The organism is Vibrio sp. 14G-20 (assembly GCF_026241515.1).
Lineage (GTDB): Bacteria > Pseudomonadota > Gammaproteobacteria > Enterobacterales > Vibrionaceae > Vibrio.
On the sequence record NZ_JAPHPW010000007.1, the window covers coordinates 113,384 to 137,367 of the forward strand.

General features: G+C 44.8%; 24 protein-coding genes and 1 pseudogene. 8 read left to right on the top strand and 17 right to left on the bottom strand.

Going from position 1 to position 23,984, the window contains the following annotated elements:
- Positions 1-66: 66 nt before the first annotated feature.
- The 5 genes from OQJ75_RS08440 to phhA all read right to left on the bottom strand — a co-directional run bounded on the left by OQJ75_RS08440 (position 67) and on the right by phhA (position 3,684).
- Positions 67-276 carry a DUF3283 family protein gene (locus OQJ75_RS08440; protein ID WP_008216860.1) on the bottom strand — a complete coding sequence of 70 codons (210 nt, stop codon included), beginning with the start codon at positions 274-276 and terminating at the stop codon, positions 67-69.
- Between the two features lie 257 nt (positions 277-533).
- A complete protein-coding gene (locus OQJ75_RS08445; RefSeq protein WP_265972444.1) occupies positions 534-1,082 on the bottom strand; it encodes a hypothetical protein in 549 nt (182 codons plus the stop codon).
- Between the two features lie 238 nt (positions 1,083-1,320).
- Positions 1,321-2,421 carry a Fic family protein gene (locus OQJ75_RS08450; RefSeq protein ID WP_265972443.1) on the bottom strand — a complete coding sequence of 367 codons (1,101 nt, stop codon included), beginning with the start codon at positions 2,419-2,421 and terminating at the stop codon, positions 1,321-1,323.
- A gap of 140 nt (positions 2,422-2,561) precedes the next feature.
- Entirely contained in the window at positions 2,562-2,900 is a 339-nt protein-coding gene (locus OQJ75_RS08455) for a 4a-hydroxytetrahydrobiopterin dehydratase (RefSeq protein ID WP_017102223.1), read from the bottom strand.
- Positions 2,890-3,684, bottom strand: coding sequence for a phenylalanine 4-monooxygenase (gene phhA, locus OQJ75_RS08460; RefSeq protein WP_265972441.1), 795 nt, complete (start codon positions 3,682-3,684; stop codon positions 2,890-2,892). The genes OQJ75_RS08455 and phhA overlap by 11 nt, the downstream gene beginning before the upstream one ends.
- 199 nt (positions 3,685-3,883) lie before the next feature.
- Between phhA and OQJ75_RS08465 the strand changes: the two genes are divergently transcribed.
- Both OQJ75_RS08465 and OQJ75_RS22525 read left to right on the top strand, forming a co-directional pair.
- A complete protein-coding gene (locus OQJ75_RS08465) occupies positions 3,884-5,890 on the top strand; it encodes an acetoacetate--CoA ligase (RefSeq protein ID WP_265972440.1) in 2,007 nt (668 codons plus the stop codon).
- Positions 5,891-6,066: 176 nt separating this feature from the next.
- Positions 6,067-6,228 (top strand): annotated as a pseudogene (locus OQJ75_RS22525) (LysR family transcriptional regulator); the annotation flags it as partial.
- A 125-nt stretch (positions 6,229-6,353) separates the two neighbouring features.
- Here the strand turns inward: OQJ75_RS22525 and OQJ75_RS08470 are convergent.
- Positions 6,354-7,271, bottom strand: a complete 918-nt coding sequence (locus OQJ75_RS08470) for a LysR family transcriptional regulator (RefSeq protein WP_265972439.1) — start codon at positions 7,269-7,271, stop codon at positions 6,354-6,356.
- A gap of 117 nt (positions 7,272-7,388) precedes the next feature.
- On the opposite strand from OQJ75_RS08470, the gene OQJ75_RS08475 reads away from it, so the two are divergent.
- From OQJ75_RS08475 to OQJ75_RS08485, 3 genes are read left to right on the top strand one after another with little or no spacing between them, the layout of a single operon-like run.
- Positions 7,389-8,330: an NADP-dependent oxidoreductase gene (locus tag OQJ75_RS08475; protein ID WP_265972437.1), complete on the top strand. Its 942-nt coding sequence runs from the start codon at positions 7,389-7,391 to the stop codon at positions 8,328-8,330.
- A gap of 51 nt (positions 8,331-8,381) precedes the next feature.
- Positions 8,382-9,008, top strand: a complete 627-nt coding sequence (locus tag OQJ75_RS08480) for a putative quinol monooxygenase (RefSeq protein WP_265972436.1) — start codon at positions 8,382-8,384, stop codon at positions 9,006-9,008.
- 12 nt (positions 9,009-9,020) lie between these two features.
- Positions 9,021-9,332, top strand: coding sequence for a DUF1330 domain-containing protein (locus tag OQJ75_RS08485; RefSeq protein WP_010432301.1), 312 nt, complete (start codon positions 9,021-9,023; stop codon positions 9,330-9,332).
- 265 nt (positions 9,333-9,597) lie between these two features.
- On the opposite strand, the gene OQJ75_RS08490 is transcribed toward OQJ75_RS08485, so the two are convergent.
- From OQJ75_RS08490 to OQJ75_RS08515, 6 genes are all read right to left on the bottom strand, one after another.
- A complete protein-coding gene (locus OQJ75_RS08490; protein ID WP_248376755.1) occupies positions 9,598-10,284 on the bottom strand; it encodes an SGNH/GDSL hydrolase family protein in 687 nt (228 codons plus the stop codon).
- Between the two features lie 84 nt (positions 10,285-10,368).
- Positions 10,369-11,073, bottom strand: a complete 705-nt coding sequence (gene maiA / locus OQJ75_RS08495) for a maleylacetoacetate isomerase (RefSeq protein ID WP_265972433.1) — start codon at positions 11,071-11,073, stop codon at positions 10,369-10,371.
- A 21-nt stretch (positions 11,074-11,094) separates the two neighbouring features.
- Positions 11,095-12,132: a fumarylacetoacetate hydrolase family protein gene (locus OQJ75_RS08500; RefSeq protein ID WP_265972432.1), complete on the bottom strand. Its 1,038-nt coding sequence runs from the start codon at positions 12,130-12,132 to the stop codon at positions 11,095-11,097.
- Between the two features lie 12 nt (positions 12,133-12,144).
- Positions 12,145-13,275, bottom strand: coding sequence for a homogentisate 1,2-dioxygenase (locus OQJ75_RS08505; RefSeq protein ID WP_016767948.1), 1,131 nt, complete (start codon positions 13,273-13,275; stop codon positions 12,145-12,147).
- Complete coding sequence (hppD, locus tag OQJ75_RS08510; RefSeq protein ID WP_265972430.1) at positions 13,268-14,341, bottom strand: 4-hydroxyphenylpyruvate dioxygenase; 1,074 nt, start codon at positions 14,339-14,341, stop codon at positions 13,268-13,270. Before hppD ends, OQJ75_RS08505 begins: the two co-directional genes overlap by 8 nt.
- Positions 14,342-14,679: 338 nt before the next feature.
- Positions 14,680-16,719, bottom strand: a complete 2,040-nt coding sequence (locus OQJ75_RS08515) for a DUF3466 family protein (protein WP_265972429.1) — start codon at positions 16,717-16,719, stop codon at positions 14,680-14,682.
- A gap of 301 nt (positions 16,720-17,020) precedes the next feature.
- On the opposite strand from OQJ75_RS08515, the gene OQJ75_RS08520 reads away from it, so the two are divergent.
- From OQJ75_RS08520 to OQJ75_RS08530, 3 genes are all read left to right on the top strand, one after another.
- A complete protein-coding gene (locus OQJ75_RS08520) occupies positions 17,021-17,266 on the top strand; it encodes a hypothetical protein (protein ID WP_010432281.1) in 246 nt (81 codons plus the stop codon).
- 286 nt (positions 17,267-17,552) lie between these two features.
- Positions 17,553-18,923 carry an ATP-binding protein gene (locus OQJ75_RS08525; protein WP_265972604.1) on the top strand — a complete coding sequence of 457 codons (1,371 nt, stop codon included), beginning with the start codon at positions 17,553-17,555 and terminating at the stop codon, positions 18,921-18,923.
- Positions 18,920-19,585: a response regulator gene (locus tag OQJ75_RS08530; protein ID WP_010432275.1), complete on the top strand. Its 666-nt coding sequence runs from the start codon at positions 18,920-18,922 to the stop codon at positions 19,583-19,585. Before OQJ75_RS08525 ends, OQJ75_RS08530 begins: the two co-directional genes overlap by 4 nt.
- Positions 19,586-19,659: 74 nt before the next feature.
- Here the strand turns inward: OQJ75_RS08530 and OQJ75_RS08535 are convergent, their stop codons facing one another.
- The 5 genes from OQJ75_RS08535 to OQJ75_RS08555 are packed head-to-tail and all read right to left on the bottom strand — an operon-like array spanning position 19,660 to position 23,956.
- Positions 19,660-20,319 carry an HAD family hydrolase gene (locus OQJ75_RS08535; RefSeq protein WP_265972427.1) on the bottom strand — a complete coding sequence of 220 codons (660 nt, stop codon included), beginning with the start codon at positions 20,317-20,319 and terminating at the stop codon, positions 19,660-19,662.
- 1 nt (position 20,320) lies between these two features.
- Entirely contained in the window at positions 20,321-21,340 is a 1,020-nt protein-coding gene (locus OQJ75_RS08540; RefSeq protein ID WP_265972425.1) for an ABC transporter ATP-binding protein, read from the bottom strand.
- Positions 21,340-22,125, bottom strand: coding sequence for an ABC transporter permease (locus OQJ75_RS08545; protein WP_016785448.1), 786 nt, complete (start codon positions 22,123-22,125; stop codon positions 21,340-21,342). The genes OQJ75_RS08540 and OQJ75_RS08545 overlap by 1 nt, the downstream gene beginning before the upstream one ends.
- Positions 22,125-23,018, bottom strand: coding sequence for an ABC transporter permease (locus OQJ75_RS08550; RefSeq protein WP_010432260.1), 894 nt, complete (start codon positions 23,016-23,018; stop codon positions 22,125-22,127). Before OQJ75_RS08550 ends, OQJ75_RS08545 begins: the two co-directional genes overlap by 1 nt.
- Complete coding sequence (locus OQJ75_RS08555; protein ID WP_265972420.1) at positions 23,015-23,956, bottom strand: alkaline phosphatase family protein; 942 nt, start codon at positions 23,954-23,956, stop codon at positions 23,015-23,017. Before OQJ75_RS08555 ends, OQJ75_RS08550 begins: the two co-directional genes overlap by 4 nt.
- Positions 23,957-23,984 lie beyond the last annotated feature (28 nt).

The following is a 23,984-nucleotide window of genomic DNA, read 5'->3' on the forward strand; positions in this document are numbered from 1 at the left end:
GCAAATTCTAGCAAATTACTGTGTCATTTCAATTCTACAGCACTGCTGGGCAAGGTTTGTCTGCGTTTATGCGACACCCATTACCCGTTTGTATTTTTCTACAGACTGTTCAAACCACACCTTTTCATCTGGGTCACCTAGCTTCATTGCTTCTTCAACAATGGCTTCAGGGCCACATTTCGCTTGCTTCAGTTTCCATACAAGAAACGATGCTTGCTTATCCAGTTCGATTTTATTTTTCTCGCTGGGTGGAAGGAGTGAAAGGTTGATAGACATTGCTAGCCTTCGTCTGTAATACACTTGGCCGAGAAATATATCATAGAGCAGGCTCATAAAACCAATACTATGAGTAACAGAAAGGGTTTATGAGACCCGAAACCAAGCAAGTCACTGATGCAGGTCAAGCTAGTTTGGGAAAGTGTGATTAGCAGAAGAGCTGCAGAAAGTTGGAAAACAAAGTTTTAGATAGGTGTCTTCCGATAACGAATCCCAATTCATTCAAAATAAAAACGCTCCGACAGAAACCTCTGAGCTTACTTACCAATATAGGACTCATGACCAATAGTATTGTCATAGAAGCCAAGACCTTTTTCAGCATAGATCTCGAATATTGCTATGATTAGCTTGTCAGGCACATCAAAACTAGTACTAAGATTTGCCAAAGGAATACAAACACCAGACTCACAACTATCAACGTAGCCAACCAGTTCACTTAAAATTTGATCAGACTCAGACCATCCTGCCATGTATAGAATATAAATAGGATTGTCGAATTCTATAATAATACCAGCTTTGTTTATGTAACCTGCGCCATCGAGTAAGTGGATAGTCCGCTCATAAGTTTTATAGTTATCCGAAAAATCTAAGAAATGGTCATTACATTGTTTAAAATCTGAATATAAAGCTTTAGATAGTTCAATCACATTTGGGGCGATTGATGAAATTGGGTCTTCCAAAACCTTTAAGCGCTGTTCCAAATGATAGCTATCTATCTCTGCTTTTAATTGGATAAAGTTCGATGTAAAAGGAAAAGATACCCCGACAACATTCCCTAGCTTAATAAACCAATCAAACTTATTCATTCTTATAGCTCCTGTAAAACAATAGTTATAACACCTAAATCAGAGAAAGGGTACTTAACACAACTACTTGATTATTATATCTTTAGAAAGGCATTGATAGATTAGAGCGAACTCCCCCTTACAACAAATCACGGAGTAGTGCTGAGAGTAAATCGACATAGTTGTCAGTATTCAGGTTGAATATTGACAACTATTGAAAAGAGTTTTAATTATAAAAACCAGAATGGGTATACAAACCCTACTCCGGCAACAGATACCGCGTGCTTCGGCCGCCAGAACCGGATTTGACCAAGCAACCATGTCCAAGCAAAGCGCTCAAATGACGTGTTGCTGTGGCACTACTCACCTTCGCTACCTTTTTATATTGACTAGCATTGATACCTTCTGAAAAATCTCCATCGAGCATCCTATTAAGCACTTTCACTTGCTCTACAGTAAGCTTGGTTTGGTCAACACTTCGCCAATAATTGGTCTTATAAACGGTTTGGTCGACCTCAGAAAAAACGCCTGTAAACGTCTCATCTAATGTATTTAAGAACCACATCAACCAATCGCTGATATCGAGTCCCCCTTTCTGGGTTTTCTCCAATATCTCGTAGTAATGTTTGCGGTTAGCAAGTATCCCCACCGACATCGCATAGAAACGTACCGATTGCTTCTCTGCTTGTGCTAAAGCCAAGTCAGTCAACAATCGAGTAATACGGCCATTACCGTCATCTAACGGGTGTAAAGTGATAAACCAAAGGTGAGTTATCGCAGCTCTAAGTAACGGATCGAGTGATTCATCGGTAAGTGAATCATTAAACCATGTGATAAACGCATCTAGCTCAGCATCAAGAATGTCTCGACTAGGCGCTTCAAAATGTACGGTCGGACGGTCAATTCTTCCCGATACCACTTGCATGGGAGTGTCACCTCTTAGCTGACCTCCGATTACAGGGTTAAACATGGTGTAGCCCTGAGGAAACAGTCTATCGTGCCAATGCAAAATCCTATCAAGCGCTAATGGCTCAGTGAGATTCTGCACTGCATCCAACATAATTTCCGCTAAGCCATCAGTTTGTTCTGTCGTAGGAAAAGGTCGCTCTTCACTCACGCCAAGTTTGTTAGCCAAAGAAGAACGAACAGAGAAGGCATTCAGCTTTTCTCCTTCGATCGCACTGGAATGGACAATGTTCGCTAGCAAAGTATCGAGCATTGTTTGTGTTTGGTCTGCGGATTGAGAGGTTATCTTGCCTAATAGAATACCCTGATTAAGCCGCACTTCTCTTAACCTCACGCCTATTTTCTGATTATCCCAAACAAAGTTTGGCCAATTATCTTGTTGCCAAATCCACATATTACGCCTCATGATGCGAAAGCTATACTTATTCAAATCATATTATGAGCTGTTTAACCTCATTATTCAAATCACAACATGAGCCGAATAATGAGTTAATCACATCACAAAGGCGAAAGAGTAATTTCTAACCTACAAAACTATTCACTCACAGCGAACACATCGCAGCGTGAGGCGCAGATGAAATCATTTTTGTGGAGGCCTTTGATTGAGTGGCTCCACCAAGTGACGGTGACTTTGCCCCATTCCAATAAGATCGAAGGGTGATGGAACTCTTCTTCTGCCAACTCTGACACTTTGTTGCTGAATGCCCATGCTTGTTTGTAGTTCTTGAACTTAAACACCTTCTCAAGCTGTGGGATGCCGTCTCTTTCCATGATCTGCCAATCAGACAACTCCAACAGTAAAGATTGTTGCTCATCTTTACTTAGGGCAATCGCGTCGATACTGCAGGCTTCGCATTTTTGTTCATTCAACATGTGTTGGTTCCTTGGGTTCAAAAAGTGGTGGTAGTAACCCCGCATCAATCGCGAGATCAGCTTGCTGTAATAGGTTTTCCTGACTGATTTTGAAGAGCTCAGATAGCTCGTCGATCACGTAATATTTCGGCTGCATGATGTCGATGCGGTAAGGGGTTCTTAAAACGGTTTGTAGATCGAACCGCTCGCGAACGGCCAAATCCCCTCCCAACGCATACATAGTTTCCGCCGGAGACGAAAGAATGCCACCACCATAGATTTTCAGTTGTTGGCCTTCTTTTACTAAACCGAACTCGACCGTAAACCAATACAAACGGGCAAGATAAGCGCGCTGTTTTGATGTCGCCGCTTGGCCTAATTTTCCATAATGCTCAGTGAATGCTGCGAAATCAGCATTAGTGAGCATGGCACAGTGACCAAAAATTTCATGAAAGAAATCAGGTTCTTGTAAGTAATCGAACTCGTCTCGTGTTCTCAAAAATGTCGCGACGGGGAATTTCTTATTCGCGAGCAAATCAAAGAAACGGTCGAAATCGATTAACGCCGGTACAGGCTGAACCTGCCAACCTGTTGTTTCCTTTAGCACTTTGTTTATCTCTGGAAGCTGGGGAACTCTGTCTAATGGCAGGTCCAGCAGGGTCAAACCGTGCAAATAGGCATCACAAGCGCGGTCACTAATGACCTCCAGTTGCCTTTTCACCAAGTCGTGCCAAATGGCATCTTCTTCGATGCTCCACTCAACCCATCCCTCTTGGCTCACGGGCTTAGAATGATATTGAGTCATTACACACCTCCTTTCGAATGTCTCACTTTAAGCCTATCTCCACTCCTTATAAGCGCCAATTTGCGCGATTTTTCTAAACAAGCGATCGTGTAACATTTTATTTACACAATTCCGCCAGACGCTTATTTTGCTGAACTTTTGACTTTGTAAAACCTAAATACCAGACTGAAAACGTTAATTTTTTGTTAAAGGTAAAGGAATGCACGAAAGCAATAAGCCCATTTGGCAGCCAAGCGAGCAGCGTATAGACGATGCCAACTTAACCCGATTTATCGATAGCCTTGAACCATCTGGGTTAAACCTAGATAGGGACGTAAAAAGCTACGCCGAACTCCATCAATGGTCTGTGGATCAGCCGGAATCGTTTTGGAAAAACGTGTGGCAGTTTTGTGGAATGGTTGGTTCGCAAGACTGTGTTAACAAGGCAGAAAGCGAGACCATCAAAGCTCAAGGTGAGAGCCGCTGGCAGCAGCCTAAATCGAATCGTGATGCGGTTTGGTTTCCCAATGCACAAGTAAACTACGCCGAGAACTTGCTGCATTTGGCACACACCATGCCTGATGAGCTTGCGATTTGGTTTGAGAATGAACGTGGCGAACAACAGAGTTATACATGGAAAACCCTGTGTGAAGCGGTCTCTAGCGTTCAGCAATGGCTTGTCGATAGCGGAGTGAAACAAGGTGATGTGGTTGCTGCGTATGCGCCCTATCTGCCACAAACCGTAATAGCCATGCTCGCTACCACCAGCTTGGGCGCGATTTGGACATCAACCTCGCCTGACTTTGGTGTCGAGAGTGTGATTGAACGATTTGGCCAAGTTAAACCCAAGGTGCTGTTCACCTGTGACGGCTATACCTTCAATGGCAAAACGTTCGATATGACGGACAAGAACCGTGAAATCATCGAGCACTTAACCGAGCTAAAACAGGTGTGTCAGATCGGATATTTGGGAAGGAATGACTTTGAAAATGATGTATCGACCCGAAGCTGGCACAGCATCATCAATCATTATCAGCCACAACCTTTACGATTTGTGCGTGTCGGCTTCAATGAACCATTGCTTGTACTCTACTCTTCCGGCACAACAGGCAAGCCAAAGTGTATTGTTCACTCGGTTGGCGGCACCACCATCAACCACCTAAAAGAGCATCAACTTCATTGCGATGTTAAACCAAACGATCGCGTGTTCTATTACACCACTTGTGGTTGGATGATGTGGAACTGGCACGTCTCTGCACTCGCCAGCGGCGCTTGTTTAGTGATCTTTGATGGCAGCCCTGTTTACCCGCAACCCAATGTACTGTGGGACTTGGCACAGCGCACCGATGTGTCGCTATTTGGTACATCTGCCAAGTATCTAGAAGCGATCGAGAAGGCTGAGCTCTCACCTATCGACAGCCATTCTCTTCCCCACTTAAGAACACTGTGCTCAACGGGTTCTGTGCTCTACCCAGAGCAGTTTGATTACGTTTACAAACACATCAAACAAGACCTGCATTTAGCGTCCATTTCTGGTGGTACGGATATTTGTGGCTGCTTTGTGTTAGGTAACCCAATCTCGCCAGTGTATCGCGGTGAATGCCAACAGGCAGGGCTTGGCGTCGACATTAAGGTGTTCAATTCATCTGGTGATGAGGTCCATCACGAACGTGGCGAACTGGTGTGCACAAATTCCCTCCCCAACTTCCCTGTTGGCTTCTGGAATGACACCGGAGAGCGCTATCACAACACTTATTGGGATAGGTTCGATAATGTGTGGCATCACGGTGACGAAGTCGCACAGAGCGTGCACGGCGGTTATCTGTTCTACGGGCGAGGCGACACTACACTCAATCCCGGTGGCGTGCGAATTGGTACCGCCGAGATCTATCAGCAAGTGAACACCATTGACGGCATCATCGATTCCATCGCCGTCGGTAAAGATGTCGACCGCAATGAGCAGATTTGGTTGTTCATTCAGTTGCAGCAAGGTGTGGCTCTCAATGAAACGCTATTGGCCGCCATTAAGCACAAGCTCAAATCATCTTGCTCACCAAGGCATGTGCCGAGCCAGATCTTCGCTATCAGTGACGTGCCAAAAACACGATCAGGAAAACTGGTGGAGCTGGCGGTGAAACAGGTGGTGAATGGTAAGCCTGTCGAGAACATCGGCGCGATCGCTAACGCCGAGGTACTAGAAGAGATAAAGCGTACTGTTTCTCTTTAGCGCTGAGACCTAGAAGAACATGATTTAGAAATAAAAAGTCCTCCGTGGAATTTAACGCCGCGGAGTTATTTTTGATCTTCGTATTCGCTTTATTTAGTGGGCTAGTCAGCACGAGCCTGTCATTTTCACTCAAGGTTTAAGTTGTTCCAATCGGGAATATTGGAAGATTCAAATTTAATGGCACGAAAGCTGAAGAACTTGTCGATCATAACTGCCTGCTTTTCGAAGAGATGGAGGTAGAGCCAATGGGGTTATACGCCGTATATCCCGAGAACCGACATTTAACCGCAAGAATCAGAGCTTTAATCGATCATCTTGCTGCTTGGTTTAACGACTAAGCGCTAACCAGTATTAGGTATTTAGGTGCCTCGCTTATATCTAGTTCTAGGCGAATTCTGACCGGCTCATTTACATTCTAATGAGTCTCAGAAATAGTCTTAGTGTGCTCTAGGTAAGAGCCAAACTACATCAGTAAATCCCCGTATCTCACTTTATTGGTATCTACGATTTTTTTCTCAATAAAGTCTAAGAATACTTTAACTCTAACGGGTAAAACCCTGCCAGGTGGCCGTACCGCCCAAATTTTTGTGTCGTTCACAAGCTTATAATCCGGAAGGACTTGAATCACTCGACCAGATTTTAACGAAGGCCCTGCATGCCAGTAAGAAGCCATACCAATCCCCATACCAGACTCAACAAGATCACTGATCGCATCCCCTAAGTTTAAGGAGATCGGATTTGCTACAGATACCTTGTGTACTTTCCCATCAGCACTCATAAACGCCCAATCGACAGCATGACCCAAGGGCAAACATCGATGCTTGAGTAAATCTTCTGGGCTTTCAGGCGCACCATATTTTTCAATATAGTCTGGTGAAGCAACTAGCATAATTGGATTGTCAGCCAGTCGCCTCGCTAACAGGTTACTTGAAGACAAGTTACCAATACGGAAGGCTAAGTCGTAGCCATGCTCAATTAAATCCTCGGTTTTATCATTAAAGTCAATTTCCAATTCAAGATTAGGATACAGCTCGAGTAACTCAGGGATAAAGGGAACAATGTAGTGTCGACCATATGAAGCTGATACAGCCACTTTTAATCGCCCTTGAACATTGCTTTCGCTACCTTTGAAGACATTTGCCACCTCTTCAACATCGTCAACAATGCGTCTGGCATGAGGTAAAAACATTTCACCATCATGAGTCAATGTGATGGTTCTTGTTGAGCGATGGAACAGTTTTACGCCTAGCTCCGCCTCTAATTGTTGGACTCTTTGGCTGGCATTAGTCGTTGAAAGCCCAAAGTCTTCGCCAGCACGTCCAATTTTTCCTATTTCTACAACTCGTAAGAATAACGCTAAGGTTTTTAGATCAAAGTTCACTTCATCCGCCTCTCTATTAATCCCGAATTTAAGGATAGTCTTTCCTCAATCCGCTAGATGATACCAAATAATGGCACATATATAATCGTTTACGAGTTCACCACCGGAGACAAACCAATGAAAGCAATTATTACTCATCAAGCAGGCGGCATTGAAAACCTACAGTTGCACGACGTAGAAAAGCCAACAATTAGAGCCAATGAAGTACTAGTAGAAACTCGAGCCATCAGCATTAATCCTGCGGATACCAAAGTGAAGTATGCAGAAGAAGCGTTACTTGATTTGTATGGCGAAGAGCGTCCTATCATTTTGGGGTGGGACATTGCAGGCACAGTGATTGAAGCTGGTGCAAACGTCACCAATTTCAAAGTGGGTGACAACGTCTTTGGTATGGTGAATTTTCCAGGAAATGGTAAAGCGTATGCGGAGTATGTTGCCTCTCCAGAATCACATCTCGCATTAATACCTGAGAGCGTTAATTTTATCGATGCAGCAGCAACCACACTTGCTGCCATGACGGCCTATCAGGCATTAAACGGTCGGGTAAACCAAGGTGATAAAGTTCTTATTCATGCGGGATCTGGCGGCGTGGGTCACTTTGCCGTTCAAATAGCCAAACAAATGGGCGCTTATGTTTATTCAACAAGTTCGGTTCGAAATAAGGATTTTGTGATGTCGCTTGGTGCAGATGAGCACATTGATTACCGTGAGCAAGACTTTGAAAAAGTACTACATGATATTGATTTGGCGTTCGACACGGTGAGCCCAGAAAACGCTAAAAAGTCGCTACAAGTGCTGCGTTCTGGTGGTCAACTCGTTTCAATTACGATTCGAGAGCCTTCAGATAACATGCAAAAAACTGCGTTTGAATCAAATTTAACGATTACTCCGCTTCTTGTTCAATCTAACGGTGAAGACGCTTCAAAGATTGCTGAAATGCTCGCCAACAACTCGATCAAACCACACGTATCTCAAATTTTCGAGTTTAAAGATTTAGCTCTGGCGCACACTGCTGTCGAAACTGGCCGAACCGTAGGTAAAGTTATCGTAACGGTTTAGTTCCCATAAGTCATTGAAGTTAAAATTAAAAATCCAACAAGGTGTAGAGTAATGATTAACCAAATTGTAAAGTTCACAGTAAAGCCAGAATACGAAGACGAATTTCAACAAGAGCTATTGGAGCACCAACTGGCGAGTAGCCAAGAAGCTGGCAATGTGGAGATGCGAATCTATGTTGATAACCAAGATTCGAATCTATTTTTTGCCTACGACCGTTGGGTCAATCAGGAGGCTTTGGATTCACACTTACAGCAGGCACACACTCAAAAACTCATCAAACTGACAGAAACTGCTTTGGTTGAGCCTGCGATGGTTTTGAACCTTAGTGAAACAACCCCTGCGCCTGTGGCCTTGAAGCAAGCAGATAAAGAGGATGAGAAATTTAATATTTTCTTCATTTTCAAACTAAAAATGGAACATCGTGAAGCGCTAATCGCCCAGTTCGAGGAGCATATTCAACACACTCGCACCGAGGCAGGTAATTTGTTGTTTGATTTGTTTACCATTAATGGCAATGACGACACGTTAGCCGTGTATGAACACTGGAGAAAAGAATCGGATGTTTGGGATATCCACTTTAATCAGCCTTACTCGAAAGTGACTGGGGCATTAATGGAGAAAGCCGTGGTAGGTGATATGAACCAGTACATGAACTTTGTCACTCAAATAGCGGGTTGATTGGAGATAATAATGACGGCTTATTATGTAGTTAATTATGATATTGCGGATGAAGAACTTTATGCACAATACAACCCTGGGTTAAATCATGTCACTGCTAACACGGTTGCAAAGCATGGTGGTGAGATTTTGGTCGCAACAAGTGAAGGTCAGACACTGTCGGGGCAATGCTTACAAATGAAAGTAATCATTCAGTTCCCAAGTAGAGAAGCTGCATTAGCATGGGATAATGACATTGAATATCGTGACGCAAAACTCATACGCCTTGCTGCCACTACCAATATAGATTGCTACATTGTAGACAAATTGGTTGTTCCGTCTTAATACCAAGAATCTTATTTAAGTACAGGTAGTGGAAGGCGTAGCGGATGAGTAAAGTTGATCGTTACTTTTAGGTGATTCGAATACTTTGTAGAAGCAGAGATTATTCGCATCACCTTAGTTCTATTGGCTTCTTAACAAGCTTTTGTCCCGCGGCGTTCAATCTAACCCTCACCATAGTTTGCCAGGACGAAAAATATCAAAGCAAAAGGATGACTAGAAATACCAACATAAGGCTTTCTAACCTCGGAAAAGCCTGCAGCTATAACTAAACAGCGGTTTCCAAGATGGTGGGGATTCGCTTTGCTAGTATCTCAGCAAACTTTTCATGCTGAGATGCTTGCCAATGTATACCTTCTTTTGGGCAAGGTTGGATTTCGGTTGCAGCATCAAAGAAATGACAACCCAGCTCTTGGGAGCGAAGTTTAAAATAGTGTCCTAGCTGCTTTGATTTAGCTTCAGCGTTCGTAAAACCCTCTTTTAATGGATTCACTTCAAGGACATGAGTAGGTGACACTAGCAAGACTTCAGCAGGCTTAGTCATAAAACCGTGTTGATAGGTTTGTATCAGTTGAACGAGTCTTGCAGCCCCTTTAGATATATCACTGGCAGTCAAATTGAAACGAGATTTGAGGTCATTGGTTCCAAGCATCAGTATAACAAGATCGGGGTGATGGCTTTCTATGCACGGTAAAAGGTAATCTAGCCCTTTTTTTCCTGCTTCATAAGGATCATCTAAAACGGTTGTTCTGCTGTTTAAACCCTCTTCAATCACGACATAATTAGGGAGTTTTGATTGAAGTAACATCGTCCAGCGCTCTGCACGGTTATATCTACGCGGTAAGTCTGGGGAACATCCCCAAGTGTTGGAATCGCCAAAACATAGAACTGATTTCATAGCCATTTTATTCGTTGATTTAAAGATATTTAATTGTATTACAAATAAAATAAAAATTGTTAGCACGACGTCAGACACACCTTAGATGCTTGTGGTATATCGTATTGCAGTCGAAATTAGCCGTAAAGTGTTGCTATACGTTTACGTAAGTACATTCGCATCCGCTTGGTTCTCTGGCATCGCCCCAATAAAAGCGGGTAACTGGTTACACGCTTCGACTATTGAGTTGATCAGCGGATAAGGCGCCATATCAACGCCAAAGCGCAGTGCGTTATACACCTGCGGCACTAAGCAGATATCGACAATACAAGGGGAGTCAGTGAGGCTATACACCGAGTCGCCATGTGCTTTGCTGTGCTTCGCTAGCTTCTCTTCTAGAGCATGGAAACCTTGGCTCATCCAATAGTGCAGCCAATCCATTTTAGCCTCTTGCTCGCACGACAACTCTCGCTCCAAATACTGCAGCACACGCAGGTTATTCAGAGGGTGGATTTCCATCGCAATGTCCTGAGCCATCGCCAGTGCTTGATAGCGCAGTGGTGTTTGCTCAGGGATTATCGAGGCTTCTCGGCTGCTCTCACACAAATAGTGCTCATCGAGATATTGAAGAATAACCAGCGATTGATTGAGCTGAACGTCACCATCCACCAGCACCGGCACTAATTCACTGGCATTGAGATCGCGATATTGTGGATCATGCTGCTCGCCGCCATTACGCACCAAATGCACCGATTTAGACTCATAGTTGAGTTGTTTTAGGTTCAATCCGATACGCACTCGATAGGCTGCGGACGAGCGCCAGTAACCGTAAAGTATAATGTTCTTGTTCACGACGCTCTCGCTCATACAGAAATCCTATTATGTGGATTATAGCGCTCGATACTGGCTCACTTTTTGGTCAATCGCACCAAAAATCGAGTCACCCGCTGCATCAAACATCTCAAGCTTGATCGAATCGCCAAACGACATGAATTGGGTCGAAGGCTTACCATCGCGAATCGTCTCAATCATTCGCACTTCGGCAATACATGAATAACCCACACCGCCTTCGGCAATTGAGGTGCCGTGGTCAGTCCCTTGCTTATTAGAAACCGTGCCCGAGCCGATAATCGCGCCTGCCGACAGTGGGCGAGTCTTCGCGGCATGCACGACCAACTCTGCAAAATTGAAGGTCATATCCACGCCCGCATTCGGACAACCAAAAGGCTGGTCGTTGTAGGTCGATATCAACGGTAGATGCACCTTGCTACCTTTCCATTGATCGCCAAGTTCATCAGGTGTGACGGCAACCGGAGAAAACGCCGAAGACGGTTTAGACTGGAAGAAGCCAAAGCCCTTCGCAAGCTCAGCGGGAATCAAGCCACGCAGTGACACGTCGTTCACCAACATCAGTAAACGAATCGAATCATGCGCTTGTTTAGCACTTGCGCCCATTGGCACATCTCCAGTCACAACCGCGACTTCTCCTTCGAAATCTATACCCCACTCATCGCTGGCAAATTCGATGTTGTCACGAGGGCCGATAAAGGCATCTGAGCCGCCTTGATACATCAAAGGATCAACCCAGAAGCTTTCTGGCATTTCAGCACCACGAGCCTTACGCACCAGCTCAACGTGGTTTACATACGCGCTGCCATCTGCCCATTGATAAGCGCGTGGCAGAGGCGATTCACAATATTGAGGCGCAAAGACTTCACTGCCTATCACATGCCCAGTATTAAGCGAGGTGTATAATTCTTCTAACTGAGGCGCAACACTGTCCCAGTTATCCAAAGCTACCTGCATGGTTGGCGCCAAATGCATCGCGTGGAAAATCTCCGTCGCTGGCACACACTGTTTAAGATCTCTACTCACGACCATCAACAGACCATCGCGAGTACCATTTTTCTTGGTTGCTAATTTCATCCTTGTTGCCCCTTACTTCTCTTGCCAACTGTAGACATATTCTTTGTTCTCAACGCTATCGAGTTCATCAGAGAACTGCAGCGCGTGGCGAGTATCGATCATCACCGCCACTTCATCGGTAAACTTCTTCTTGTGCGCTTGCCCTGCCTTAAAGGCTTTAGGGTGAGGCCCATGCGTAAACCCAGCCGGATGGAAGGTCACCATGCCCGCCTCAATGTTATCGCGACTGAAGAAGTCACCTGCGTGATAGAACAGCACTTCGTCGTAATCATCGTTGTTGTGGTAGAACGGCACTTTTAACGCCCCAGGATCGCTCTCAATCGGGCGTGGCACAAAGGTGCACACCACAAAGCCTGCGCCAACAAACGTTGTATGCGCAGAGGGTGGCAAGTGGTAGCGATGTGACATCAGCGGTCTGATATCGCGCCAATTTACTTTCACCACAGCTAGGTCGCCATGCCAACCAATTGCATCCAATGGATTGAACGGATAAGTAATAACGCTGACTTCGTCGTGGCGTTTTACCTGAACCTGAGTTTGATTTTCTGAGTACTGAACGCGGAATTGATCATTGATAGAAGGGATGTCGAGCACAGCAGGATCAAACACCGCGTGATTACCGACCATGCCTTTCTCTGGCAAGGAGTAAGCCGCGTCTGTGTTCTCAATCATCAAGATAAACATCGGCTCGCTTGGCTCTAAACGCCAGTTGGTCGAGCGCGGGATCATCACGTAATCCCCTTCACTCACCTCTAGATGACCATAGTCACAATAGAGATCGGCGCTGCCTTGATGAATGAACAGCAGCTCATCACCGTCGGAATTACGCACCAAGAAATCCATCTTCTCGTCCATGCGCCACACACGAATTTTGCAGTCCGCATTGTGCAAAAGATGAGGCACCGCCCAAGGGGTTATCTGGCTGGCTTTTTCCACCAGCGTAAAATCAAAAGCGCGAGGACGTAAATCGCCCTCCCACTCCGACCAACCTGTTGGGGCATGTTGGTGATGAAAGTGAGCCGCTGGGCCGAAGAACCCACTTCGGCCCGCCTCTCGCTCATAAATTGCCTCTTCGGGAAAATCGGCGTGCGCTTGTTTAGAGCACACACCCTCCCGATGAGGAAACGAGATCCATTTATGCATCGTCTAATACTCCTCGACGAATCTGGTCCTCTTCAATCGATTCAAACAGCGCTTTGAAGTTACCTTCGCCAAAGCCTTCATTACCTTTACGCTGAATGATTTCAAAGAACACAGGCCCGATTACCGTCTGTGTGAAAATTTGCAGCAAGATGCCGTCTTTGGTCGGCGCACCATCAATCAGAACGCGTAGGTCACGCAACAGATCGGTATCTTCCCGGTGGCCTTTTACACGATCGTCAACTTTCTCATAGTAGGTATCTGGGGTTGGCATAAAGTCCATGCCGCGATCACGCAGGGTTTTCACCGTTTTGTAGATGTCATCCGTAGCAAGCGCGATGTGTTGGATACCTTCGCCGTTGTATTCACGAATGAACTCTTCAATTTGTGATTTGTCATCTGAAGACTCATTGATTGGAATACGGATCTTGCCACATGGTGAGGTCATGGCACGGCTCACAAGGCCTGTCAGCTTACCTTCAATGTCGAAGTAGCGAATCTCACGAAAGTTACCGATACGCTCATAAAAACCAGACCACAGATCCATATTGCCTTGTTTCACGTTGTGCGTGAGGTGGTCGATTTCATACAAGCCAACATTAGCTTCTGCCATGCGCTCTTTCGCATCGTCATAGAATCGGAAGTCAACATCATAGATACTCTGCTTACCATAACGATCCACAAAATAGAGCAGGCTTTCACCGATACCATAAATGGCAGGAATACTCAGCTCCATCGGCCCTATTTCTGTTTTGTACTCTTCACCGCCACCTTTGAATGCTTGCTCCATAGCAGCGGTTGCTTCGTTGACACGAAAAGCCATGCCACACACCGATGGGCCGTGAACTTTAGCGAACGCTTCCGCTTGGCTGTGAGGCTGTTCATTGACGATAAAGTTGATGTCACCTTGTCGATACAGCCAAGCCTCTTTTGAACGGTGCTTGGCGATCTCAGCAAAACCAAGTGACACAAACAGCGCTTTAAGTTGCTCTATTCCCTTGTGGTCAACGGCCGTGTATTCAACAAACTCGAATCCATCTGTGCCAAGCGGGTTGTATGACTCCACCATGAACTTTCTCCTTGTACCTACTGGTTTTGTGTTAAGTGATTTTTGTCCTTGATTAAATTTGGCCCACAAGCGGAAAGATTGGAATGGATGGAAGGAAATGGGCAGTAACGCTGAAAACTCGTCAAGTTGTAAAATATTTGTTACACACAAAACCTCACAACAAGAAAATGAGTGCTATCAAGGGATTGAAAGAGGGTGGTTTGATTTACAGGCGAGCAAGAAATGTTATTGAATTGTTACATGTGGACTTTTAAGCGAAAGGGATAACATCGACTTAGTGCCGCCTTCGATGTTATCGGAAAAAGAAGGCGACTTTTGAACTTCATCAATTTAAAAAGTTACAGACGAGATACTCTTGAACGCATAGAAAGCACGGACATCAAACTGATAAGCACCAATAACCCGGTACCGGCACCACTACGTTCAACATCTTCAGCGCTATCATCACTTCTTTCAGCAATGTCTTCACTTGTTGCTCCAGATATCGGGATAAGTTTCACAGCCACCACCCTCTCGTCACCTACTCCATCATTACAATATGCAAAGTGCGCGGTTGAATCATAAGCCATAGAAGAGGAGCTACTTTCACTCGCAAAACATTGTATTGCCGTCCCTGAGATAACACCCGCATCATTAATGTCGGTTGCGTCCAATATTCTAAAGTGGTTGTTGGCATCACTGTAGTCACCACCGTTAGTTAGGTCGTCTAACCACCAAGCTTGATCATTATATCTTGCACGTCTATCAGCATCGGTACCAATGTCGTTGTAAGGGAAAATGAAGCCGCGATGCCTCCTTTCATGGCCGTCTACTTCAGAGTGAGTTTCTGCGTCAACATAGCCAACAATTTCATTGTAATTATTGATCTCACTTGCTTTTCCTTCTGCACTATCAAAGAAAATGTCTTCACCTAAACTTGCGAAGAATGTAGCTGTTGGCGTTGTGTCATTCGCATCAGCGACAAACATACGATTGTCAGACACACGATCCGACGGATAATCACCATCTCGTTTTGCATAACCAATAACCATCATGTTTTCATTAATATCTGTTGCGACAGAATTACTGTGAATGTATGAATCACTCACTTCTACCGTCGCATTAGCGATAAATGTCGTCGTCCAAGCATTTTCCGAAACGCTGAAATTTGACGTACTGCTTGGCCTAAACACAGCAGCCTGCATAAGAAAGTTATCAGAATCATCTAGCTCTGTATTGTAACCAACTAAAACAGGATAAGAGCTATATGTCCCTCTAGATGAAATCGTTGCAGCCCTCACACTCGCCTGTGCTGAAGCTTCATCATCGTTGTAAGAGTAATAGGTCGAACTGGTTTCCCAATCAGATACTGAGAAACGGTTTCCATCATCATTGGGGCCATTCGCATCGGTTATATTCCAGACAAAAGCTCGATTAGCAAAAGCAAAGTTCTGACACTCTGGATATAAAGCAGGCTCAATATCTTCATCGATACAATTATCTAGATCCTCTGCATCACTGTCGGATGTGTACGGAGAATCATAATCTTTATACTCATCACTGTAATAAAAAGTCGCAACGGACGCACTTCCGACCACATAGCTTTCTCCTCCATAACTGAAAGAATCAAAAGCCATCGTTCTTCCCATTTGGGAGATTATATTCGCTTCGCCGTCAGCATCGCTGATCGTAATGCTGGTATCGGCTTCAGGTTGGAGAACCGTAAATTCAGTGCCTGTATCGTAGTAACCACGCTGCCTATACAACTGAATATATTGGTTGTTATAGCTGTAATAACCACTGCTGGTGTTACCAAGAACAAAACCATTCTCGTCAACTTTAGTGATCACCTTCTCCTCTGTTCCATCAACAAAGGAATAACTATAACTGCTCACATCAGGTGGGTTACTGCCAACATCCGGGATATCACTTAACGAATTAGAGTCATAGAAAGCCGTGGAATTCGTCTGATAGCTCAGCTCGTAATATGCATCACGCTCATTTCTCAAGCCTCCAATGCCTGCATCCTCATCGCCATACCACAACAAAGAACTCCAAGCTTCACAAGTCGCGTAGCCAAGTTCACTCGTGCAGTAGCTATAGATATCGTCATAATCCAAATAGTAGAACGTGTTATCGATACCAAAAGGGACCTCCTCTTTAAAGGAAAAACCTGGTTCTGCATTTTGAGCTTCCCCTGCGAATGCGTAATCGGTGTCACCACAACTGGTACTAAAGCAATCCGTTGTACCAAGCTCTGGTTCAACTGCAACCCCATACACCGATTCCGTTTCTACTGGTGATTCCTCCAAAACCACCCTATAAAGAGCAGCGTTACTATAAGAAGCAACCAACAACGTAGAAGAGACAACGACTGATTTTTTTACCATTGCCTTCATTCTACGGCTCCTAAAAAATAATCCATTTCAATACCAACGATAGCTTTCTGCCTTTATTGCTAAAGGCATTAAATTCATGAGTTCAATAATGGACTAGGATAAAAATAGAAAATGTGGAAACTATGTAGAAACAATGGAGGTTTAAACAACCTGACTTGATGGGCTGATGAATTGATGCCCTATTAAAGTTAAACGCTAACTTTCATCTCCTAGATTTATCCATTTTCTCTGCTAATTTGATCGCTAACCTATTTGCGTCAAAGAAATACACTTATTTTTGGTTACGAATAGGAATTAAATTATGAAAAAAATCACGACAGCATTACTTTTACTGACATCGACATTCGCGCTTCAAGCGTGTGCTGAAAGCCGTGAAGGTCCAAGAGAAATGCCAAGTTTTGAAGAAATGGATGCAAACGGTGATGGCGAGTTACAATTAGAAGAGCTCAGAGGTCCACTCGCCGATGACTTTGACAAACTAGACGCAGATGGAAGCGGTGGTCTATCGGAAGAGGAAGTTCCGCCGCCACCACCAAGACGTCAATAATTATTAGAGGGTTATCCAAAAATAGTGATAATTCAATGCGAGCTGATGGGGTATAGCACCCTGTCAGCTCGCTATTCGTTTCTAACAAAAAGATGCTTATACATGGCCTAAGATGAATAAAGAAATCAATGTCCACATTTCCCACACGATTGGTGACTAATATTGGTTTAACTCACTTTTGTCTTAATTCATTTTACTGTCCTAATTCACTTTAACTTCTGGAGAGAACGTGCGCATATCAATTTTCACTAAACTGTTTGTTTCAATACTAATGGTATGCGTGACCATGCTCTTTGTACTCACCTATTTTATTAACTCCAGTTTTCAAAGAGGGCTCCAAGATTTCACAAATAATAATGAGATTGCCCTAGCTCAAGAACTCGCCAATAACTTAAAGCAATATTACTCACCTTCCGAAAAGTGGAGGCGGCTAGAACGTGAACCACATTTAATCGCCAGTAGCATTGGTGGCCCCTCACGACCACATGCTCGTGACAGACACCCATCGCCACCACCATTAAGAGAGCCGGAAGCGCCAGATCTTCAACCTATTTGGCAACGACTCAACATTTTAGATCAAAACGGGCGAGCTATAATTGGACCTCCTGAAAACCTATATCACCTTGAAGATGGTCAGCATCAAGCACTAGTCGAAATAACACGGGATGATCAAGTGATTGGGTATATCTCCATCGTCCAGATGGATGAAATATCAGGGCCTTTGGCAGAAAGCTTTTTCAAACAACAAACGACGCATGTAAGCACTATCGCTTCGATTACCGTGTTGCTTTCATTCCTTATCGCTTTATTTCTTGTTAGGCGATTTTTGAAACCATTGCGTGCTTTGTCGAAAGGTGCCAAATCTATCGAAAATGGCGATCTCGATTTCTACATTGAAAAAAGCGGCAATGATGAATTGTCCGATCTCATCGGAATATTCAACGGTGTAGTCGAAACACTAAGAAAACAAAAAACACTTAGAGAACAGTGGTTATCGGATATTTCACATGAACTTAGAACGCCTATCACCGTGCTAAGAAGTGAACTAGAAGCGCTACAAGACGGTATCCGATCTCCTGAGCCAAAATATATCGACTCGTTACATCAACAAATCATCACACTGGGTCAACTCGTTGAGGATCTTCATCAACTCTCCCTGTATGACATCGGATTTAACCTCAATGTTAAAAACAACGTTGATATACATAAACTGATTGATTCTGTGATCGTTCAAAACTCGATCCGTTTAGAACAGAAAAGAATCACATTAACAAAGCACTATGACCATTCAGCCCCACTGTTTACCTCGTGTGATGAGAGATTACTGACACAACTGTTTGTGAATCTGTTGGAAAATAGCGCACGATACACTAGCGATAATGGGCATGTATCGATAGATGTTACCGACATTAGTGATAGTATTATTATCAACGTTGAAGACAGTGATCCAGGTGTACCTGATGCATCACTTCCGCGTTTGTTTGAGAGGCTTTACCGCGTTGATAAATCGCGCAGTCGCTCAAGTGGCGGTTCTGGGCTTGGCTTATCTATCTGTAAAAATATCGTTGAAGCGCACCAAGGACACATTACTGCCGACCACTCAGAATTGGGTGGACTACGAATCATCATAGCGTTACCAAAGGAAATAAAATCGTGATCTTAGTCGTCGAAGATGAGCCTGCATTAGCAAGTGTACTGTGTGAGTACTTAGAGCACTCTGGCCTTGAAAGTCATCATATTATCGATGGTAATCTTGTCATTGACTGGGTAAAACAAGCATCGCCTAAACTCATTATTCTCGACCTAATGCTACCCAATCGAGACGGGTTGGATATTTATCGAGAGCTGAGAACGTTCAGTGATATCCCTGTGGTTATGGCGACAGCCAAGGTCGAAGAGATCGATCGACTCGTTGGGCTTGAATTGGGTGCAGATGATTATATATGTAAGCCGTACAGCCCGAGAGAAGTAGTCGTGAGGGTGAAAAATATTTTGCGCCGTTCCAACAAGCCCCAAGCCACGTCAGCAACGAACGCCATTGATATTGATGAATTGAGTATGACCGCCGTCCTATGTGGTATTAAGCTAAGTTTAACGCCAGCTGAGTTTCGGCTTTTGCACCTTCTTTATCAAAATGTTGGCCGCATTTATAGTCGCGATCAATTGATTGATAAAATCTACGACGATAGAAGAGTGGTTAGTGATCGCACTATCGATAGCCATATTAAAAACTTACGTAAAAAAATGGTCTCGATAAATGAAAAATGTGACTACATTAAATCCATTTACGGGATAGGTTACAAACTAGAAATAGAATAATACGAACGAAAAAGCCGCTTTCATCAGCGGCTTTTTCGTTCTAAAGCGAACATAATTCAAAGATGGGATCAGCGTTAATCCCAGTTGAGAATCGACCAATTCGGTTGATCAGCCAGTGATTTCAAACGAGGGCATGGATTCACCAAGTAAGCAAAGTCCGCGTGTTCGCATAAAGGTAAGTCGTTGATTGAATCGGTATAAAAGTGGATATCTGAGTAGTTGGTTTCTTGATTGTCTAACCACTCTTTCAAACGCGTTACTTTGCCTTCACGGTAGCTTGGTACGCCAGAGATCTGAGACGTGAAACGGCCTTGGTTTTCGACCAAATCGATACCGAGTGCGTTCTCGATACCAATCTTGCGACCGACCTCTTCTACTAGGAAAGTGACGCTAGCCGAGATGATCAACATGTCGATGTCATCATTCTCTAGCTGCTCAATCAAAGGTTTCGACTGCTTGAACTGTTTAGGCAAAATATAATGCTCAACACACTCTTCGACCAATGCTGTGACTTGCTCTGTTGGCATATCGGCTAAAGGTTGCATGGAAAACGTGAGGTAATCTTCCATGTTCAGTTTGCCTTCCGAATACAGACCCATTAAGCGCTTATCTTCTTCAATAAAGTTGGGCGCTGTGGCAATGCCCTTTTCAACCAAGAACTCATTCCAAAGCATCGCTGCGTCAGCATTGATCAGCGTTTCATCCATATCAAATACATACAAAGGTTTGAACATCTTAGGCTCTCACAGGTTGAATTTCGTTAAGGTTAAACAGGAGTTCAAGTTGGCTGCCGTTTGCCAACAGTCGTTCAGAGGAGCGGTTAAGTAGGTCGACCGTTAATTCACACTCATCAACGTCCACTTGATATCGAATCACGTTACCCAAGAGCTGGTGGTTGCGAACGGTACCGGCTTTTGGCGCAGAGATATGTTCGCCATATTGTCGACCCTGCTCTTTAACGTAGATAGATTCAGGTCGAATCGCCACCTTCCATTCGGTTTCAATATTGAACAACTGCTTAGCCTTGTTCGCTTGGACCAAGTTGTAGTGTCCCATGAACCCCGCCACGAATTCATTGGCAGGTTGAGTGTAGATCTCTTCGGGTGTGCCGGCTTGCACGATCTCGCCTTTGTTCATCAAGAAGATACGGTCAGACATGATCATCGCTTCTTCTTGATCGTGAGTCACGAAGATCGTGGTCAGGTCCATCTCTTTTTGGATGTCTCGAATCTGTTGGCGCAGATGTTTACGGATCTTCGCATCCAGCGCTGAAAGCGGCTCATCCAACAACAAGATACGTGGTTTAACTACCAAGGCTCTTGCCAAAGCGACACGCTGACGCTGACCGCCTGATAGCTGATGCGGGTAAAACTTCTCTTTGCCCGTTAAGTCCACCAGCCCAATCACTTTCGCGACTTCGCGTTTAATTTCATCGGCAGCAAGCTTTTTCATCTTGAGACCAAACGCAATGTTGCCTTCAACCGTCATGTTCGGGAACAGCGCATAAGATTGAAACACCATGCCGATGCCACGCTGTTGCGGCACTTGGTGAGTAATCTCTTCGCCATTCACCCAGATTTCGCCACCATCAACAGGATTCAAGCCTGCCAAGCTACGCAGTAGAGTTGATTTACCGCAGCCACTCGGCCCAAGCAGAGTAATGAATTCACCCTTCTCGATGGAAAATTCAATGTCTTCAAACACCGTGTTGTCACCAAAACGCTTGGTGAGGCTTTTCGCATTTACATAGCTCATTATTTTGTTCCTTGGCTGAAACGACTTGCCAACCAAGTCAGTAAGAAAATAAACAGGAAGTACGTCATCACAAGGGCTGACGTGAAGTGACCACTGGTTTGACGCATGTTGTATAGGTAGATTTGCAGTGTCTCGTAGCGTGTACCGACCAAGATGTTGGCGAACACAAACTCACCCAGTAGGAACGAGAACGACAAGAACAGCGACGCCATTAAGCCTTTCTTAAGGTTTGGCAGAATAATCAATAGAAATGCCTTAGTGGTGCTTGCACCGAGCAGGTGAGCAGCGTCCATCAAGTCGTGTAAGTTAATCGCTTCAAAACTGTTGGCAATCGCGCGATACATAAATGGCAACGCGATAGTGAAGTAGGTGCCAATCAAAATCCACGGCGTGCCTATCAGTGAGATCTCACTGTCTGCATACAATTGAAGTAAACCCACCGATGACACCACAGGAGGCACAGCGAACGGCAATAAGATCAGGATATTCATCACCTTGTCGAGTTTCGGGAAATAGTAAAACACCACGAAAATCGCAGGCAGAACCAACACCACACTCAATGACAGTGCCGCCACGCAGATAAACAGTGAACGACCAAAGGCTTGCAAGAAGCGAAGATCCGTCAGCAGGTTGATATACCAATCTAACGTGAAGCCATCCGGCAGGATCGTTGCGCCCCATCGAGAAGAGATCGAGTAGATAAAGGTCGCTAAGATCGGGATCATCATGATGCCGACAATCGAATAGACAACCGTTTTATGAAAGCGAGTATTTACGGTGTTCATTACTTTCTCTTCCCTACGTAGCTTTTGCTGATCAGCCATTGGTTAATCACGGTGATGAAGGCCAGCATCGCCATCAGAATTACGGAAATTGCGGCAGCTAGGTTGGGTTCTAGGAACAAGTCGCCCGATACTAAGCTCGCGATTCGAATCGTAATCACGTTGTAGTTGCCCGAGGTCAACGCATACACGCTCGCATACGCACCAATCGCATTGGCAATCAAGATGATAAAGGTGCCAAACAAGGCAGGAGATAGCACAGGCAGCGCAATTTTAGTCCAGTATTGCCAAGTTTTCGCACCAAGCAGTGCTGAGGCAGCTTGCCAGTCGTCACTCAGAGCATCAAACGCTGGATAGAGTAACAACACCGCCAATGGGATCTGGAAGTAGATATAAATCGCCAGCAAGCCCCACTTGCCATACAGGTCGAAATCACCCAATAGCCCGTACTGCTTAAGCAGCAAGGTGATAGCACCGTTGGTGCCAAGGATGATGATGAAGGCGAACGACAGAGGCACGCCTGAGAAGTTACTGCTCATGTTGGTAAACGCAATCACCGCATCGCGGATTTTAGAATCAACGCGGCGCAGTGAAGAAACGAGCAGAGTCGCAATCGCCAAGCCAACAATGCTCGACCAAATCGACAACCATAAACTGTTGCCAAAAGCCTGCATCATAAAGGCAGAGTCGAACACTTCAGCGTAATTTTCGAGAGAGAGTTCGTCGTCATAGAAAAAGCTGTTGATCAGCACCCAAACCATAGGTGCCAGTTGGAACAGATAGAAAAATAGGGCGAAAGGCGCAAGCCACAAAGCGGGCTTGAAGCGTTTGAACCAAGATTTGGTTTTGGGTTGAAGCGCAGAGCCATCGCTCTGCGTGATTACAGAACTGCTCATAGGGCCAACAATTCCTGAGTGTAAGACTTATCGTGTTCAAGGTTGAGTAGCTGACACACGCTGCCGCAGATGTCGGTCTGTTTCACTGAACATTCTTGGTGTGTGAACTTATCGCCAATCACAAAGAATGGCACTTCACGCTCTTCGGGCAGAATGCCACCGTGAGACAAGTCATTGTTCATGCCGTGGTCACTGGTGATGATCACTTGATAACCATCATCTACCCATTTCTCAAGGTAATTCGACAGGTAGATATCCGCGCCACGTGCACTGTTGCGGTATTGGCGAGAATCCAGCCCGTGCTTGTGCCCTATGTCGTCAATGTTCATTGGGTGAATCAGTAAGAAATCAGGTTGATGAGTGACGCGCAGGTGCTCTGCATCCAAGAACAAGGCTTCATCTGGGTAGTGATCCCAGTGATAGAAACAGCCATGTTGAATGTTCATGGTCTCATCGTTTGTAAAGCGGTCACGCACAGCATCAAATGGCGCTCGGTTATACAGCTCACTCACCCAATGATAGGCCGCTGCAGCCGTCACTTTACCTTGCGATTTAGCCAAGCTAAAGATCGACTCATGATTCGATAAACGCACGATTTGGTTGTTAACGATGCCGCTCTCGACAGGGCGGACTCCCGTTAAAATGCACTCATACAGTGGGCGTGACATGGACGGCAGCTCACACTGCACCGGATAAAGCGTGGCACGCAACTTGTTTTTTTGCGTGCTTTGCGAAGTGCTCTGTTTACTGTACGAATCGCCCTGTTTTTCATGCAAATCGCCCTGTTTTTCATGCAAATCGCCCAGCTTTTCATGTATATCGCCCTGTTTTGTCTGCAAATCGCTTAGTTCTAGAAGACCGTTCAGGTAGCCCATGCAATCACGGGCTACCTGATAGTTCAGTCCATCTAGAACAACAAGGATAACCTTATTGCTCATGGTCTATTCTCTATTGCTTGTTTTGAAT